Source organism: Pseudomonas sp. AP3_22 TE3818 (genome assembly GCF_053628995.1).
In genome coordinates this window covers 2,278,268-2,294,247 of record NZ_JBRJHL010000001.1, presented here as the reverse complement: position 1 = coordinate 2,294,247, position 15,980 = coordinate 2,278,268, and the positions used below count along the sequence as shown (strand labels likewise).

Here is a 15,980-nt window from a genome sequence, read left to right as displayed (position 1 = left end):
TCCCACAAAGAACGCCTATTCACCCGCGTTTTGTGAGCGACGCAAAACCCTGTGGGAGCCGGCTTGCCGGCGAAGGCGTTTTCCAGGCCGGTGCATGACCCGAGGCCGTCTTCGCTGGCAAGCCAGCTCCCACAAAGAACGCCTATTCACCCGCGTTTTGTGAGCGACGCAATACCCTGTGTGAGCCGGCTTGCCGGCGAAGGCGTTTTCCAGGCCGGTGCATGACGCGAGGCCGTCTTCGCTGGCAAGCCAGCTCCCACAGAGAACGCCTATTCACCCTCGTTTTGTGAGCGACGCAAAACCCTGTGGGAGCCGGCTTGCCGGCGAAGGCGTTTTCCAGGCCGGTGCATGACCCGAGGCCGTCTTCGCTGGCAAGCCAGCTCCCACAGAGAACGCGTATTCACCCTCGTTTTGTGAGCGACGCAAAACCTGTGGGAGCCGGCTTGCCGGCGAAGGCGTTTTCCAGGCCGGTGCATGACGCGAGGCCGTCTTCGCTGGCAAGCCAGCTCCCACAAAGAACGCTTATTCACCCGCGTTTTGTGAGCGACGCAAAACCCTGTGGGAGCCGGCTTGCCGGCGAAGGCGTTTTCCAGGCCGGTGCATGACCCGAGGCCGTCTTCGCTGGCAAGCCAGCTCCCACAAAGAACGCCTATTCACCCGCGTTTTGTGAGCGACGCAATACCCTGTGTGAGCCGGCTTGCCGGCGAAGGCGTTTTCCAGGCCGGTGCATGACGCGAGGCCGTCTTCGCTGGCAAGCCAGCTCCCACAGAGAACGCCTATTCACCCGCGTTTTGTGAGCGACGCAAAACCCTGTGGGAGCCGGCTTGCCGGCGAAGGCGTTTTCCAGGCCGGTGCATGACGCGAGGCCGTCTTCGCTGGCAAGCCAGCTCCCACAAAGAACGCCTATTCACCCGCGTTTTGTGAGCGACGCAAAACCCTGTGGGAGCCGGCTTGCCGGCGAAGGCGTTTTCCAGGCCGGTGCATGACGCGAGGCCGTCTTCGCGGGCAAGCCAGCTCCCACAGAGAACGCCTATTCACCCGCGTTTTGTGAGCGACGCAAAACCCTGTGGGAGCCGGCTTGCCGGCGAAGGCGTTTTCCAGGCCGGTGCATGACCCGAGGCCGTCTTCGCTGGCAAGCCAGCTCCCACAGAGAACGCCTATTCACCCGCGTTTTGTGAGCGACGCAAAACCCTGTGGGAGCCGGCTTGCCGGCGAAGGCGTTTTCCAGGCCGGTGCATGACGCGAGGCCGTCTTCGCGGGCAAGCCAGCTCCCACAGAGAACGCCTATTCACCCGCGTTTTGTGAGCGACGCAAAACCCTGTGGGAGCCGGCTTGCCGGCGAAGGCGTTTTCCAGGCCGGTGCATGACCCGAGGCCGTCTTCGCTGGCAAGCCAGCTCCCACAGAGAACGCCTATTCACCCGCGTTTTGTGAGCGACGCAAAACCTGTGGGAGCCGGCTTGCCGGCGAAGGCGTTTTCCAGGCCGGTGCATGACCCGAGGCCGTCTTCGCTGGCAAGCCAGCTCCCACAAAGAACGCCTATTCACCCTCGTTTTGTGAGCGACGCAAAACCTGTGGGAGCCGGCTTGCCGGCGAAGGCGTTTTCCAGGCCGGTGCATGTCCCGAGGCCGTCTTCGCTGGCAAGCCAGCTCCCACAAAGAACGCCTATTCACCCTCGTTTTGTGAGCGACGCAAAACCTGTGGGAGCCGGCTTGCCGGCGAAGGCGTTTTCCAGGCCGGTGCATGACCCGAGGCCGTCTTCGCTGGCAAGCCAGCTCCCACAAAGAACGCCTATTCACCCGCGTTTTGTGAGCGACGCAAAACCCTGTGGGAGCCGGCTTGCCGGCGAAGGCGTTTTCCAGGCGAGCGCATGACATAAGGCCGTCAACCTGATAATTACAACAAAAATGAATTAACTTACCATTGTGTAATATTACACAGCACGATAGATTTATTCGCAATCTGTAATGATCTGGAAAGACAATGAAACCTTGCGTAAAAAGCCTGGTGCTCGAACTGCTGGTCGCTAAAAACGGCGTTCCCTTGCAGGTCAGGGAAGCCATCGTCGCCTGCGAGCTATTCGGCATCAGTGAAAACAACGTCCGGGTCACCTTGGCGCGCCTCACCATCGAAGCATTGCTGGAAGGTGCGGGCCGAGGAAGTTATCAGCTAGGGCCGCAGGCCCGGGACATCTCGGCGCAGTTGTTCGAGTGGCGCAACGTGGAGCAGCATCTGCGGCCGTGGGACGGCAGTTATCTGATGGTGGCGTGCAACGCCCTGGGGCGCAGTGATCGCAATATCTTGCGCCAGCGTGAACGTGCCCTGCACATGCTGGGTTTCGCGGAGCTGGACAAAGACCTGTACGTGCGCCCGAACAATATCTCACCTGATATCGAGTCGTTGCGTCGACGTTTGATCGAACTCGGCCTGGAACCGGCCGCACTGGTTTTCCAGGCCCTGGACTTCGAAGAGGCGCAGGCGCAGCGAATACAAAACCTGTGGAAGGGGGAGTTGCTCGACGACAGCTACCGTCGCCATTGCGAGCAATTGGAAAGCTGGACGCTGCGCGCCGGGCAACTGAAACCGGACATGGCCGCACGCGAATCTTTCATCCTCGGCCGCGAAGGCATCCGCCAGATCGTCTTCGATCCCCTGCTACCGGAACCTATGGTCGATGTGGCGCTGCGCACGGAGTTCTTTGCCTGCACCCAGCGTTTCGTGGATCGCGGCCACCAGATCTGGCGCACCTTTCTGCAACAGCCCTGAAGACTCAACTGACTCATCACCCGGACCGGTACCTGGCCCTTGATGTCGAGGATAGACATGCATAACAAAACCAAAATCAGCGATATTCTCAGCCGCGACGAAATCAAATCCTTCAGCGAACGCTCAGACCTCTGGGGTGCCTGGGCGGTGGTGTCTACCTGGGGTGTGTTGGCCTTGACCTTTACAGGCCTGGCCTGGGCCCGCGAACTCTTGCCCTGGTGGGGATTCAGTCTCGCCCTGATCGTGGCTGTCGTGATAATTGCCGGACGCCAGTTGTGCTTTGGCATTTTGCAGCACGACGCCGCGCACGGGACATTGTTCAAGAGCAAATGGTGCAATGACGTACTGGTCGATTGGTTGTGCGCCCGGCCGATCTGGAACGAGCTGCGCAAATATCGTCCCTATCACCTGACTCATCATGCCAGGACCTCATCCGTCGACGATCCCGATCTCTGCCTGGTTGCCGGATTGCCTACGACGCGCCGCTCCTTGATGCGCAAGTGCCTGCGTGATCTTTCAGGCATTACCGGCCTCAAGTTCCTGGCGGGACGCGTGCTGATGGATGCCGGCGTGCTGCAGTGGTCGCTCACCAGTGATATCCGCCGCCTGCCGCAGGCAGGTCGTCGCTGGTGGGACTACCCACGGACCTTCTTCAGAAATGCCAGCGGCATGCTGCTCACCAACGGCCTGCTCCTTGCCGCATTCTGGATCAGTGGACAGGCGTGGTTGTACGGCGTGTGGGTGCTGGCCTATGTCACGCCGTTCCCGTTGTTCATCCGCATTCGCTCCATGGCGGAACATGCCTGCCTGGAATCAGGCACGGACGTCGTTCGCAATACGCGAACCACACAGGCCGGGTTGATCGCCCGCGCTTGCGTGGCGCCTATCCGGGTCAATTTTCACATCGAGCACCATCTGATGGCATCGGTGCCGTATTTTCGCCTGCCGAAGTTGCATGCTCTTTTGCGGCAGCGCGGCATCGTGCCGCCACCGCCCACTTACTTGCAGGTGCTCAAGCGTGTAAGCCAGCGAACTCACACCGCCTGATGGATGAATACTGTTCGCCTCAGACTCAAAAGCCGAAGTACACAAATGCCGTAGCTGCCGCCATACCCCACGCGAACAACGCCATGACCGTTGAATTTTGCGGTACCCCGGATTCGCTCAATCGCTGCAAACCGGGCTTCGCAACACCGGCCTGTACGTAATAACCCTGCCTGATTGCCCGGTAGGTATACCGCAGGCCGACCAACAGAAACAGGGTGATCAGGCCAAGGGCTAGTCCTCGCCTGATCGCCGGTTTAGCCAATGCGGCAAGGCGATCCTGCTCGCAGGCAACACTATTGAATTGCACAACGGTAATTCGTTGATAGTCCGTCGAAGTGCGCTTTTGCCCCACTTGAATCGCCGCCTGTTGCTCCAGATCCAGCACCTGATACTTCCAGAGTGTTGACGATCCTTCTCGGCAGAAGGTGAACGCGGCAGGACTTGATACGGAGATAATGCAAGCGTCGTTGATATCCAGTTTTTCCAGCGTTTCCATGGCTGACCTGGTGAAGTCCAGGTCGAAGACCGAAGCGGCCCCGGTAGCAGAAGCCGCGACCGAAACCAGTAGGCTGCTCAAGATGCAGATGGCTGAAATGTTCACGGCCAGGTTTCCCCTTTTCCATTTTTTGATTTCGCAGCTCGGTTCCAGCCTGCTTTGTTGAGCTCCAGTCCGCTGCTGGCACCCCGATACACGATGGGTCATTGAGTGGAAAAAAAAGGGAGGGCATCCATTGCCCTCCCCTCCGTGGTCCACGCTCCTTGCGACAGTGTTTGTCAGAACCTCAAGAGGCCAGAATGAAGTCTGCGGCCGAGACGGTGTTCGGGTCGGCCACACCTACCAGGGTGATAGAGCCGGCACCGAAGTTGAGCAACGTATCCGCACCGAGATCGACGACATTGACACTGGTGTTGAAGGTCGCAGCCGTGATGTTGAGTGCGGCGAAATTGAGCAGATCCTGGCCTCCGGCCGCGTTGGCATCAAAGCCGATGATCCGATCGTTGCCGAAGGCCAGTCCGAACACGAAGACATCGTCGCCACTGCTGGCATTCATCGTGTCGTTGCCGGCACCACCCGTAATACTGTCGTTGCCGGCACCGCCATCGATGATGTCGTTGCCAAGGCCGCCCAGCATAAAGTCGTTGCCGTCAGCACCGTTGAGGTTGTCATTGCCCGCTCCACCGGTAATGACGTTGTTCGACGCGTTGCCGGTGCCGACGAAGTTGCCGGCTCCGGTGTAGAGCAGATGCTCGGTATTGGCGCCCAGTGTGTAACTGGACAGCGAGGTCTGGATGGAGTCCTCTCCGCTACCCGCCAATTCGATCACCCCGTCCGCGGCCGAATCGACGTGATAGGTGTCATTGCCAACTCCGCCTTCCAACCGGTCAGCCCCCACACCACCATCGATGTCGTCGTTGCCGAGGCCACCCAGCAATGTGTCGTTGCCGTCACCGCCGTTGAGCGTGTCATTACCGGCCCCACCGGTAATGATGTTGTTCAGCGCGTTGCCGTTGCCGACGAAGTTGCCGACTCCGGTGAAGAGCATGTGCTCGACATTGGCACCCAGCGTGTAGCTGTTCAGCGTCGTTTGTACGGAGTCCGCTCCGTTACCCGTCGTCTCGGTCACCAGGTCCCCGGCTGAATCGACGCGGAAGGTATCGTTGCCGGCTGCGCCGACCATCGCGTCATTACCCGCACCGCCCGTGAGGACGTCGTTGCCGGCGCCACCCATCAATGTGTCGTTGCCGTCACCGCCGTTGAGGGTGTCATTACCCACCCCACCGGTGATGACGTTATTCAACGCGTTGCCGGTACCGGTGAAGTTGCCGGCTCCGAGGTAGAGCAGGTGCTCGACATTGGCGCCCAGTGTGTAACTGGCAAGGGTCGTCTGTACGGAATCGGAACCTTCACCCGCTGCCTCGGTCACCAAGTCCCCGACCGAGTCGACGCGGAAGGTATCATTGCCGGCTCCGCCGACCATTGCGTCATTACCCGCACCGCCAGTGATGACGTCGTTGCCGGCACCACCGATCAATGTGTCGTTGCCGTCACCGCCGTTGAGAATGTCATTACCCACCCCACCGGTGATGACGTTGTTCAGCGCATTGCCGTTACCGGTGAAGTTGGCGGCTCCAAGGTAGAGCAGATGCTCGACATTGGCGCCCAGAGTGAAGCTGGCCAGCGAGGTCTGTACCGAATCCTGCCCCTCACCCGTCAACTCGATCAGCACATCGCCGACTGAGTCGACGCGGTAGGTGTCGTTGCCGACACCGCCCAGCATCAGGTCATTACCCGCACCACCGTTAAGGAAGTCATTGCCTTCCTCGCCATTGAGGAAGTCGTTGCCGTCCCCGCCGCTCAGAGAGTCATCGCCAAGGCCGCCAAACAACTGGTCGACACCACCCAGGCCGTTGAGCGTATCGTTCCCGCCCAAGCCAAACAGCACATCGCTACCTGCGGTACCGTTGAGGGTGTTCGCCAGGGCGTCACCCGTTTGCACCGCACCCAGCAGCACGACCAGCGCCGTCGCCGCAGAGGTCACCGACTCCAGCGTGCCGAAGCCATCGGTGTAGCGCGCGATCACCCGCAGTTGCTGGTTGATCTGCGCCGCACCCGGGGTGAACGTCGCGTTGGTCGCGCCGGCAATATTGGTGAAGGTAGTCCCGGTACCTTGCTGCCACTGGTAGCTGAATGTGCCCAGCCCATCCGGATCGGCAATCCCGGCCGTCTGTGCGGTCAGCACCTGCCCTTGAGTCGGTGTGGTATCGCTGATCAGCAACGCGCCTGTCGGTGCATCGTTGACGTTGACCACCGGTGCCGTGGCATCGGACGCAACGCTTTCGGCGACACCGAAGTCATCGACGTAACTGACCACCACCCGCACCTGATTACCGACCTGAGCCTGGGCAAGCGTGAGCGTGCTACCGGTGGCCCCGGCGATGTTGACGAAGTTGACGCCGTTGGTCACCTGCCACTGGAAGGTGAACTGCGGATTGCTCAGGCCATCGACATCGATGATGGTCGACGGGTCAGCGGTCAACACCTGGTTCTGCGTCGCCAGCCCGAGGATGGTCGGACCTGCCGTCGGTGCGTTGTTCGCCGACGAACTGACGAACTCCAGCGTACCCTTGGCATCCTGATACACCGCCCGAACACGGATATTCAGACCGGCGACATCATCCGCCACCAGATAGGTGGTACCGATCGCCCGCGATGCCTCGCCGGCGGCGATAAAGGTGATGTCTTCATAGATGCCCGAACCGGCAACGTTTTCGACCTGCCAGTAGTAAGACACCGCCCCGGTAACCGCACCGGTCGGATTGGTTGCACTCACGCTGTCCAGATCGCGGATCGACTGATCGCTGACGCGCAACAACTGGCCGGCGACAGGCGTATCCTCACGCGCACCGGTGGCATTATCAAGGATCGCCAGACGCCCCACAGGACCGCTGTTCACCGCGGTGCCGACGCCGGACGCCTGTGCCTGGTCAGCGAACTGCAGACGCTCGATGCCGGTCAGGCGATCGACGCCATCACGGCCCGCCACCAGGTCGGTCACGATGACGGCATTGCCGTCGAGGGTGACGCTGTACTCCGACGCATTACCGGAATACACCGCGGTGTCGAAGTTGTCAGTGCCGGTCAGAATCTCCCGCACGATGACCAACTGGCCCGGGTTGTAAGTACCATTGAGCATCAACGGCACCAGTGGTTCCATGCTGTTGAAGGTGGCGATTTCCGCGCCGCTTCCATCAGCGTTCGCCCGTACGCTGATGCGCACGTTCAGCCACTTGTCACCATCGATGATGTCGTCACCACCGCGACCTTCGATAAGGTCGCTGCCGCTGCCACCGAGGATGATGTTACCGCCGTCGAAGAACGTCGCTCCGACTGGCAACAGACCTGCCAGGCCGTCGATCAGGCTGATGTTGGTCAGCACACTGCCGGTTGCACCCGCCGTAGGCAGCGATGTCGCATCTTCGTTGTCACCGCGCAGGAAGTCACCGTGGGACGACCCCGACAGACCTTCCATGATGTCGAAACGCACCAGCGCCGAGGCTCCCGAACCTGGCATCGGTGGCACATCGAAGAAGCGGTCGCTGTAATCGATGCTCACGCCCTGGGCGAGATCCTTGAAGGTCGCCCAGTCATAGCCGGAGCCGCCGATATAGCGGTCACCCATGCCGAGACTGCCGACCATGATGTCGTCACCGCCTTCGCCGTTGAACTTGTCGTTCTCGTTACCGCCGACGAATACATCGTGACCGATCACAGGGTCGTTGCCGAGTGGGTCGAAGTTGTCGCCAGGTGCACCGTCCGAGGTGCCCTTCTCGATCCAGTCGTCGCCTTCGTTACCCATGTCCTGTTCGTTGGCCTTGCTACCCAGGATGAAGTCGTTGCCCTGGCCACCAATGGCTTCGGAGGCGTCCTCACCGGTCACGATGAAGTCGTTGCCGAACCCGCCAATGATCAGGTTGACGCCGTTGCCTCCGTGCAGCACGTCGTTGCCGTCGCCACCCTGGATGTTATCGTCGCCACCGGTGTCGGTGATGATGTCGTCGCCGGTACCACCACGCAGTTGGTCGTTGCCGTCACCGCCATCGATGCGATCGTTGCCGCCATCGCCCCAGACCGTGTCATCACCTTCACTGGAGATGAGGATGTCGTTGTTATCGGTGCCACCCAGCACGATGTGCTCGGCACCGTTGTAGCGGATGTAGTTGGTGTCTGCCCCCACGGTCAGCGGGTTGTCGCGGAACACCACCTGCTCGCCGTTCGGGCCGAGCGGATCAACGGAGACCAGGCCTTCGTTGAATTGCTTGCCCTGGTCCACTTCCAGGTAGAACCCCGGATCGGAGAACACCAGGCCCGGCAAGTGCGTGGCCGACGTGTTGGCCATGATCAGCTTGGCGAACGAGTTGCTTTCAAGTTCGGCATTCATCGACAGGCCAGAGGTACGCTCCAGGTAGTAGAAGCGATCGCCGTCCTGCAGTTTTTCCAGCTGGTTCTCGAACACGAAGTTGAAGGTCGAGCCGAGCATGCCGCCGAACGGAGTTTTCTGTTCGGCCAGGCCGCCAATCCACATATCGATGGCATCGACGCCCGTGATCGTGACATTTCTCAGGTCATCGGCAGTGCCCGCGATCCCATCCCTGCCGGGCAGCGTCACGTTGGCAAAGGCACCGGTGCTGTTGAGGAAGTCCAGGCGGTCAGCCGGCGCCCCCGCACCACCAAAGACCAGCGCCAGCGCTGCAGCGCGTTTGCCTTCCAGTGTGGTCGCCCCGGTGATCGTGTCATGCGTGCCATAGGCGGCGATGAAGTTGATCAACGACTCCGGATGCTTGAGGTGCTGCACCAGGTCGACCCAGCTGTTGTACGGCTTGAGTTGGGTGTCACCGGTTTGACTGTAGATGTCGCGGCGGAACGCGTTGAGTGAAGGAATCCCCACATCGCGGCCACGGGCGATGTTGAGCGCCGGCAGGTCGAGCGGCAGGCCGAGCAGGTTGTTGCGCAGCGCTTCGGTGACGAACTCATCGATTTCGTTACCGGTTTGCCGAGTCACCCCACGCACGATCGCACTGGTCGCATCCTCTGGGGATACGCCACTGGCGGCGTACGCCAACGGGTTGAGGAACGCCGCGATCAAGCCCATTTGCTGATCGGGATTAGCGCTGGCCGGATCGCCTATCACATTGAAGTCGATATCGTAGCGATCGACAGTCTCGGTCAGCATCGAGTGGCCAAACCGGTACACGGTATGGGCGAACTCGGCGACGATCGAGGCATCGAGGTCGACGTCGTAGACCTGGGTCGGTGCGAAGAACAGGTCGATGTTGGGCTGGATGGTCCGCGCAAACTCCTCGAACACCAGGTGCTGATACTGCATCTCGGTGCCGAACTTGGCAGCCTGGAACAAGCGCTCGCCATTCCACTGCAGCGCATCGAACTCGGCTTGGGTGGCAGGCAATGCGGTCACCGGATTGAGCAGCCACTCGTTGAGGAAGGCCACGTCACCCGAATCGAGCACGGTGTCCTTGGTCTGCTGGACCAGGCGGTTGTGCTCGGAGTGGAAGATCGCATGCACCGCAGTCAGGCCGATGTTCTCGTTGACCCGACCGTCGCCGGCGATGTAGTGAGCGTCGAGCAGTTCGTTGTCATAGGTCAGGTTGTTGCCGCCAGGGCCAACAGGCTGCGCATTGCCGACATCGGCGTCAGCGTCCGCCAGCAGAACCCCACCGACAACGACCGGCACAGCGTTGTGAGCGATGTCGTTAAGGAAGGCATGGCCCGTGCGCACTGCGTTCACGAGGCTGACCGGACTGGCCGGATTGCCTTCGACAAGCGTAGTGACGTCATCGGCGGTGCCGGCAATGCCGTCTACCCCGTTGTTGACCCGAATGACAATCTGCGGGAAGCCGTTCGGCCCCTTGAGGAAATTGCCATAGGCGTCAGTCGCCAGCAGCGGACCGCTGTCGATATCGGCGTCGGTCAGATTGATACCGAGAACGTCACGGGCTTGCGCCTTGACCACCTTCCAGGTCGCCATGCCACCGATTTCGGTGTCGTCTGCGGTTCCATACTTGCCATCCAGCCCCAGGTCAACGTTAGTGATCAACCTGCCGGTCGCGACAGGGCCGTCGGCGGTCAGTTCATAACCGCGCAGGAACACCTGATGCGACGGGTGCGAGCTGTAGGTCTGGTTCTGGTCCACGAACGGCGTGGTGGTGTTGGTGTGCTCATGGATATCGTCGGCCGTGCCGAGAACGCCATCAGGCCCTGGCTGGTTGGTCGCGCGGGTCAGGACCATGAAGTTGGTCGGGCTACCTGGGACAAACAGTGGATCATCCGGCTGAAGCGGAATGAAGACAGTGCCCGAGCCACCTTTGGTCACCAGGTCCAGGCCATGGTCGAAGAACTGCCCGAAGAAGGTCATCCAGGCGTTGAACGGAGCTGACAGCCCCGCATCCGCCGCGGTGTTTTCGAACAGGTACACATCGTGATCATCGGCAGTACCGAACTGACCATCCATGCCTGGGCTTGCGACTATCCGTACGCCATCCTTGAGTACGTCGTCATTACCCGCACCCACCACGCCGAAGTCGAGATGACCGTTCAAGCCCGGGTCGAATGCCGTGGCATAGGCCGCCGGGTTGTTCGACGTCTGGTCGACGATCAGGTTACTGATGGTGCGCGGCTGTGAGTCAATCACAAGGCCGCCGTTGCTCGCATACGTCGTTCCCCCTTCCGCCGGATTGAAGACCGGATCGCTCAAGCGCGGAAAGACGTTGTCGGCAGCACCAAACTCGGTGTGATTGTTGCCGTTGAGGTTCAGCAGGTTGTTGTTCGACCCGTCGACCGCCCGCAGGCCCAATGGCGCGCGAACGTTCGGGATCAGCGAGAGGATGTCCTGACCGGACGCTTCAGCCTCGGCAATCTTGATCTGGTCAAGAATGAAGTTGAGGTCGGAGCGAACCATGTGCAGGCCCGCGCCACCCGCGGTGGCATCCACGACCGGTACTGGCGCCGTCGGTACGACCGGTGTGCCCGGAGCCACCACGGAGGTCGGCTGCGAGAACATCATTTCAGTGGTGCCATGGGCATCCTGGTAGATCGCCTTGACCCGCAACGACAGCCCGGCAAGGTCGGGAGAGACCTTGAACGAGGTGCCATCGGCACTCTGGAACGCCAGGTCACCGGCCGGCAACAGGATGATGTCCTCGAAAATGCCACTGCCTGGAGTTGCCTCGAACTGCCAGTAGTAGGACACGGAGCTGTTGATCAAGCCCAGCGGATTACCCGCCGTGATGTTGTCGGCATCGCGCAGCCCGGCCACGCTGACAGTCAGCGTGTCGCCCACGACGATCGCGCCGCCGTTGCCATCGGTGATAGTCGGACTGCCAGTCGGTTGGGCATTGAGCCCCGGCACCAGCACTTGCTGGTTATCGGCGAACTGCAGGCGTTCGATATGCAGCAGGGTATCGGTGCCGTCACGGCCCGCTACGCTGTCTGTCACCGTATAGACGTCGTCCGCCAGATCGACGGTGCCGCGGTCGTCGACGGTCACCGTGTACTCGTCCTGAAGCCCGGAGTAAATGGCGGTGTCGAAGGCCGCACCGCCGGTCGAGGTGCCGGGCAGGATTTCCCGCACGGCCTTGAGCTGACCGGGGTTAATGGTACCGTCCAGCATGAGCGGAATCATATCGACCATGCTGTCGAAGGAGGCGATTTCGGGACCGGTATGGTTGACGTCAGCCGGATCATAAACGGCAATCCTGACGTTGATCCATTTGTCACCGTCGATCAGGTCATCGCCACCGCGGCCCTCGATCAGGTCGCTGCCATCGCCGCCGAGGATGATGTTGCCAGTGGCAAAGCCAGTGGTCGGCAAACCGGCATCTGTCAGGAACTGGGCCAGTCCGCGGATCAACGCGACATTGGTCAGCGCACTGCCTGTGGCACCACCGTGGTTGATGATGGTGTCGGCATCGACATCATCGCCTTTGAGCACATCGCCAAAACTCGAACCGGACAAGCCTTCGACCTCGGCAAATCGGTCAAGAATCGAGGCCGGCGAGGCGCCGACCGGATTGAACACCCCGGCGTTCTGGTTTGGCGTATTGCCGTGTGGCTGCGCCAGCGCGGCCAGGCTCAGGTCAGCAGTCACGCCGATCTTGTCATTTTTGTAGGTGATCCAGTCGAAACCGGACATGCCGTCCATCTTGTCCTGGGCATCGCTGCCGACAAAGATGTCATCGCCACCCTCGCCGATCATTTCGTCGAAGCCACCGCCGCCGACAAAGATGTCGTTGCCGATCACATCGTCATTGAGCAATGGCGAGAAGTTATCGCCAGGCGCACCGTCCTGGGTGCCCTTCTCGATCCAGTCATCACCTTCGTTGCCGGTTGGAGGCAGGTTGGTCTTGGCACCGAGGATGAAGTCGTCACCCTGGCCGCCGAAGGTAGTGGTGATGTCTTCGGTGGTGATGATGAAGTCCTGACCATCGCCCCCCAGCACCAGGTTGCCCAAGGCAAGCATGCTGCCGACCACGATCACATCGTTACCGGCATTACCTTCCAGACGGTTGTCGCCGAACGAGTCGGAGATGATGTCATCACCCGCGCCGCCAAGCACCGCATCGTTCCCGGCACCGCCTTCGAGGCGGTCGTTGCCGGCGTCACCGTAAACGGTGTCATCGCCTTCGCCGGAAATGATGATGTCATTGCCGGCGGTGCCGCCCATGACAACATGGTCTTCACCGGTGTACTGCAGATAATTGGTGTCCGCACCCGGGGTCTCGGGGTTGTCGCGGATCACCAGCGGCACGATCTCCACGCCGTCGATCATGATGCCGCCTGTCGGATCATCGCGGCCGGCCACGCCCAGGCCGGTGAACTGATGGGTCTGATCCACTTCGAGGGTGAACGTCGGCGTCAGGAACACGGTGTTCGACAGGTGGGTGACATCGGAGTTGAGCATGATCAGCTTGGCAAAGGAGTTGTTCTCAAGCTCAGTGCCGAAGTTCAGGCCCGCGGTACGCGACAGGTAGTAGAAGCGGTCGCCGTTCTGCAACGCTTCCATCTGGGTTTCAAACACGAAGTTGAACGTCGAGCCGAGCATGCCGCCGAACGGCATCTTCTGTTCGGCGAGGCCGCCGACCCAGAAGTCGATGTCGTCGACGCCTGTGATCGTCACACCTGTCTGGTCATCTGCGGTTCCCAGTATCCCGTCCTTGCCGGCCGTCGTTACGTTGGCATAGGCACCGGTGCTGTTGAGGAAGTCCAGGCGGTCAGCCGGCGAACCCGCACCACCGAGTACCAGCGCCATGGCTGCAGCGCGTTTTTCTGCCAGCGTGGTCGCCGCCGTGATCGTGCTATGCGTGCCAAAGGCCGCGATGAAGTTGACCAGTGACTCGGGGTGCTTGAGGCTGTCCGCCAGGTCAGCCCAACTGATGTAGGGCTTGAGTTGGCTGTCACCGGTTGATGCATAGAACTCACGCCGCGCCTCATTCAAGGTGGGAATGCCAGTGTCGCGACCACGCGCCAGGTTCAGGGCCGGCAAATCGAGCGGCAGACCGAGCAGGTTGTTGCGCAAGGCTTCAGTGACGAACTCATCGATCTCGTTGCCGACCTGGCGGGTCACACCGCGAATGATCGCCCCTGCCGCCTGGTCCGCCGTCACCCCGCTGCCGGCGAACGCCAGCGGGTTGAGGAAGGCCGCGATCAGCCCCAGTTGCGAGTCCGGGTTGGCCGGGTTAGTGAGCAGTGGATTGAACGCGGGATCGAAGCGATCGACGGTCTCGGTCAACATCGAGTGGCCGAAGCGGTACACCACGTGGGCGAACTCGGCGAGGATTGCCGGGTTGATCGAAGTGTCATAACCGTTGGGTGCAAGGAATTCGTCGACCTGCGGCTGAACGGTCCGCGCGAACTCTTCGAACACCAGGTGCTGGTACTGCATCTCGGTGCCGAACTTGGCGGCCTGGAACAAGCGTTCGCCGTCCCACACCAACGCCGCGATCCCGGCGGGTGTAGTCGGTATCGCGGTCACGTCGTCAGCCAGCCACTCATTGAGGAAGGCCAGGTCGCCGGAGGCAAGGATGGTGTCCTTGGACTGCTGGACCAGGCGGTTGTGCTCGGAGTGGAACACATGGTGCACGGTGGTCAGGCCGATGTTCTCGTTGACCCGGCCGTCGCCGGCGATGTAGTGGGCGTCGAGCAGTTCGTTGTCGTAGGTCAGATTGTTGCCGCCCGGGCCAACGGGCTGCGCATTGCCGACAGCGATGTCGGCATCCGCCTGCAGAACGCCACCGACGACGACCGGCGCAGCATTGTGGGCGATGTCGTCGAGGAAGGCATGCCCGGTGCTCACTGCGTTGGCCAGGCTGATAGGAGCAGCCCGGTTGCCTTCGACCAGTTGAGTGACGTCATCAGCCGTCCCGGCGATGCCGTCGGCACCGTTGCTGATGCGAATCACCACTTGCGGCATGCCGTTCGGCCCACGGATGAAGTTGCCGTAAGCATCGGTTGCCAGCAGCGGAACGTTGTGTACATCGGCGTCAGTCAGGTCGATGCCGAGCATGTCACGGGCCTGGGCCTTGACCACCTTCCAGGTCGCCATGCCATCACCGGCGCCATCATCGGCAGTGCCGAATACGCCATCGGCGCCGAGATCGCGGTTGGTAATCAAGCGTCCTGTTGCAACAGGATCGCCTGCGGCGTTGAGAACGTACTCACGCAGGAACACCTGATGCGATGGGTGCGAGCTGTAGGTCTGGCTCTGGTCGACGAACGGCGAAGTGGTGTTGGGCTGGCCATCATCGGCAGTGCCGATTACTCCGTCCGCGCCCGCGGTACGCACGGCACGTGACAGCACCATGAAGTTGGTCGGGCTGCCCGGGACGAACAATGGATCGTCCGGCTGCAGCGGAATAAACACGACGTCGGTAGCGCTCTTGGTGACCAGGTCGAGACCGTGGTCGAAGAACTGGCCGAAGAAGGTCATCCACGAGTTGAAACTGGCGGTCAGGCCGACGTCCGGCGACACGTTGGGCATGAAGAACACGTCCTTGTCATCGGCCGTGCCAAACACCCCATCCAGCCCGGGGCTGGTGACTATCTGTACGCCATCCTTGAGTACGTCGTCATTACCCGCACCCACCACACCGAAGTCGAGATGACCGTTCAAGCCCGGGTCGAAAGCTGAGGCATAGGCCGCCGGGTTGTTGGCGGTCTGGTCGACGACCAGGTTACTGATAATCCGTGGTTGCGGGTCGATCACCGTCCCGGTCCCGGCGTATGCCGGCGATAGAAAGGAAGGATCAAGCAGGCGCGGGAAGGCGTTGTCCGCGGCGCCAAACTCACTCTGGCCGTTGACCAGGTTGTTGAAGCTGCCATCGACGGTACGCAGGCCGAATGGCACCTGACTGTTGGGAAGCAAATCACTGAGGCTGGCGCCGTCGGCATTCGCCTCTGCGATGAAGATTTGCTTGAGGATGAACTCCAGGTCCGACTTGTTGAAATTGGCCATTTTGGATTGCCCTCGATCTGTCTGGGTAAAGGCGCGGGACGAGAAGGTCCATCCGCGCCAAGTCACGTGCTGGCTTGTGCAGTTTGTTGGTCTTGTTTTCTAGCGAGAGAGCTGGCGTTACCCGGGACCCGGGATACGCGCCT

At 61.0% G+C, this 15,980-nt stretch carries 4 protein-coding genes; 2 read left to right on the top strand and 2 right to left on the bottom strand.

Annotation, left to right across the window (positions count from 1 at the left end; all coding sequences use genetic code 11):
* The first annotated feature begins 1,981 nt into the window (after positions 1 to 1,981).
* Entirely contained in the window at positions 1,982 to 2,764 is a 783-nt protein-coding gene (locus tag AB7M25_RS10440) for a PaaX family transcriptional regulator C-terminal domain-containing protein (RefSeq protein WP_429383228.1), read from the top strand.
* Positions 2,765 to 2,821: 57 nt separating this feature from the next.
* Entirely contained in the window at positions 2,822 to 3,811 is a 990-nt protein-coding gene (locus AB7M25_RS10435; RefSeq protein WP_454237257.1) for a fatty acid desaturase family protein, read from the top strand.
* Between the two features lie 25 nt (positions 3,812 to 3,836).
* Here AB7M25_RS10435 and AB7M25_RS10430 read toward each other — a convergent pair whose 3' ends face one another.
* Together AB7M25_RS10430 and AB7M25_RS10425 are read right to left on the bottom strand one after the other, a co-directional pair.
* Complete coding sequence (locus AB7M25_RS10430; RefSeq protein ID WP_429383232.1) at positions 3,837 to 4,412, bottom strand: hypothetical protein; 576 nt, start codon at positions 4,410 to 4,412, stop codon at positions 3,837 to 3,839.
* Between the two features lie 181 nt (positions 4,413 to 4,593).
* Positions 4,594 to 15,837: a peroxidase family protein gene (locus AB7M25_RS10425; protein WP_429383234.1), complete on the bottom strand. Its 11,244-nt coding sequence runs from the start codon at positions 15,835 to 15,837 to the stop codon at positions 4,594 to 4,596.
* Between the last annotated feature and the right edge of the window lie 143 nt (positions 15,838 to 15,980).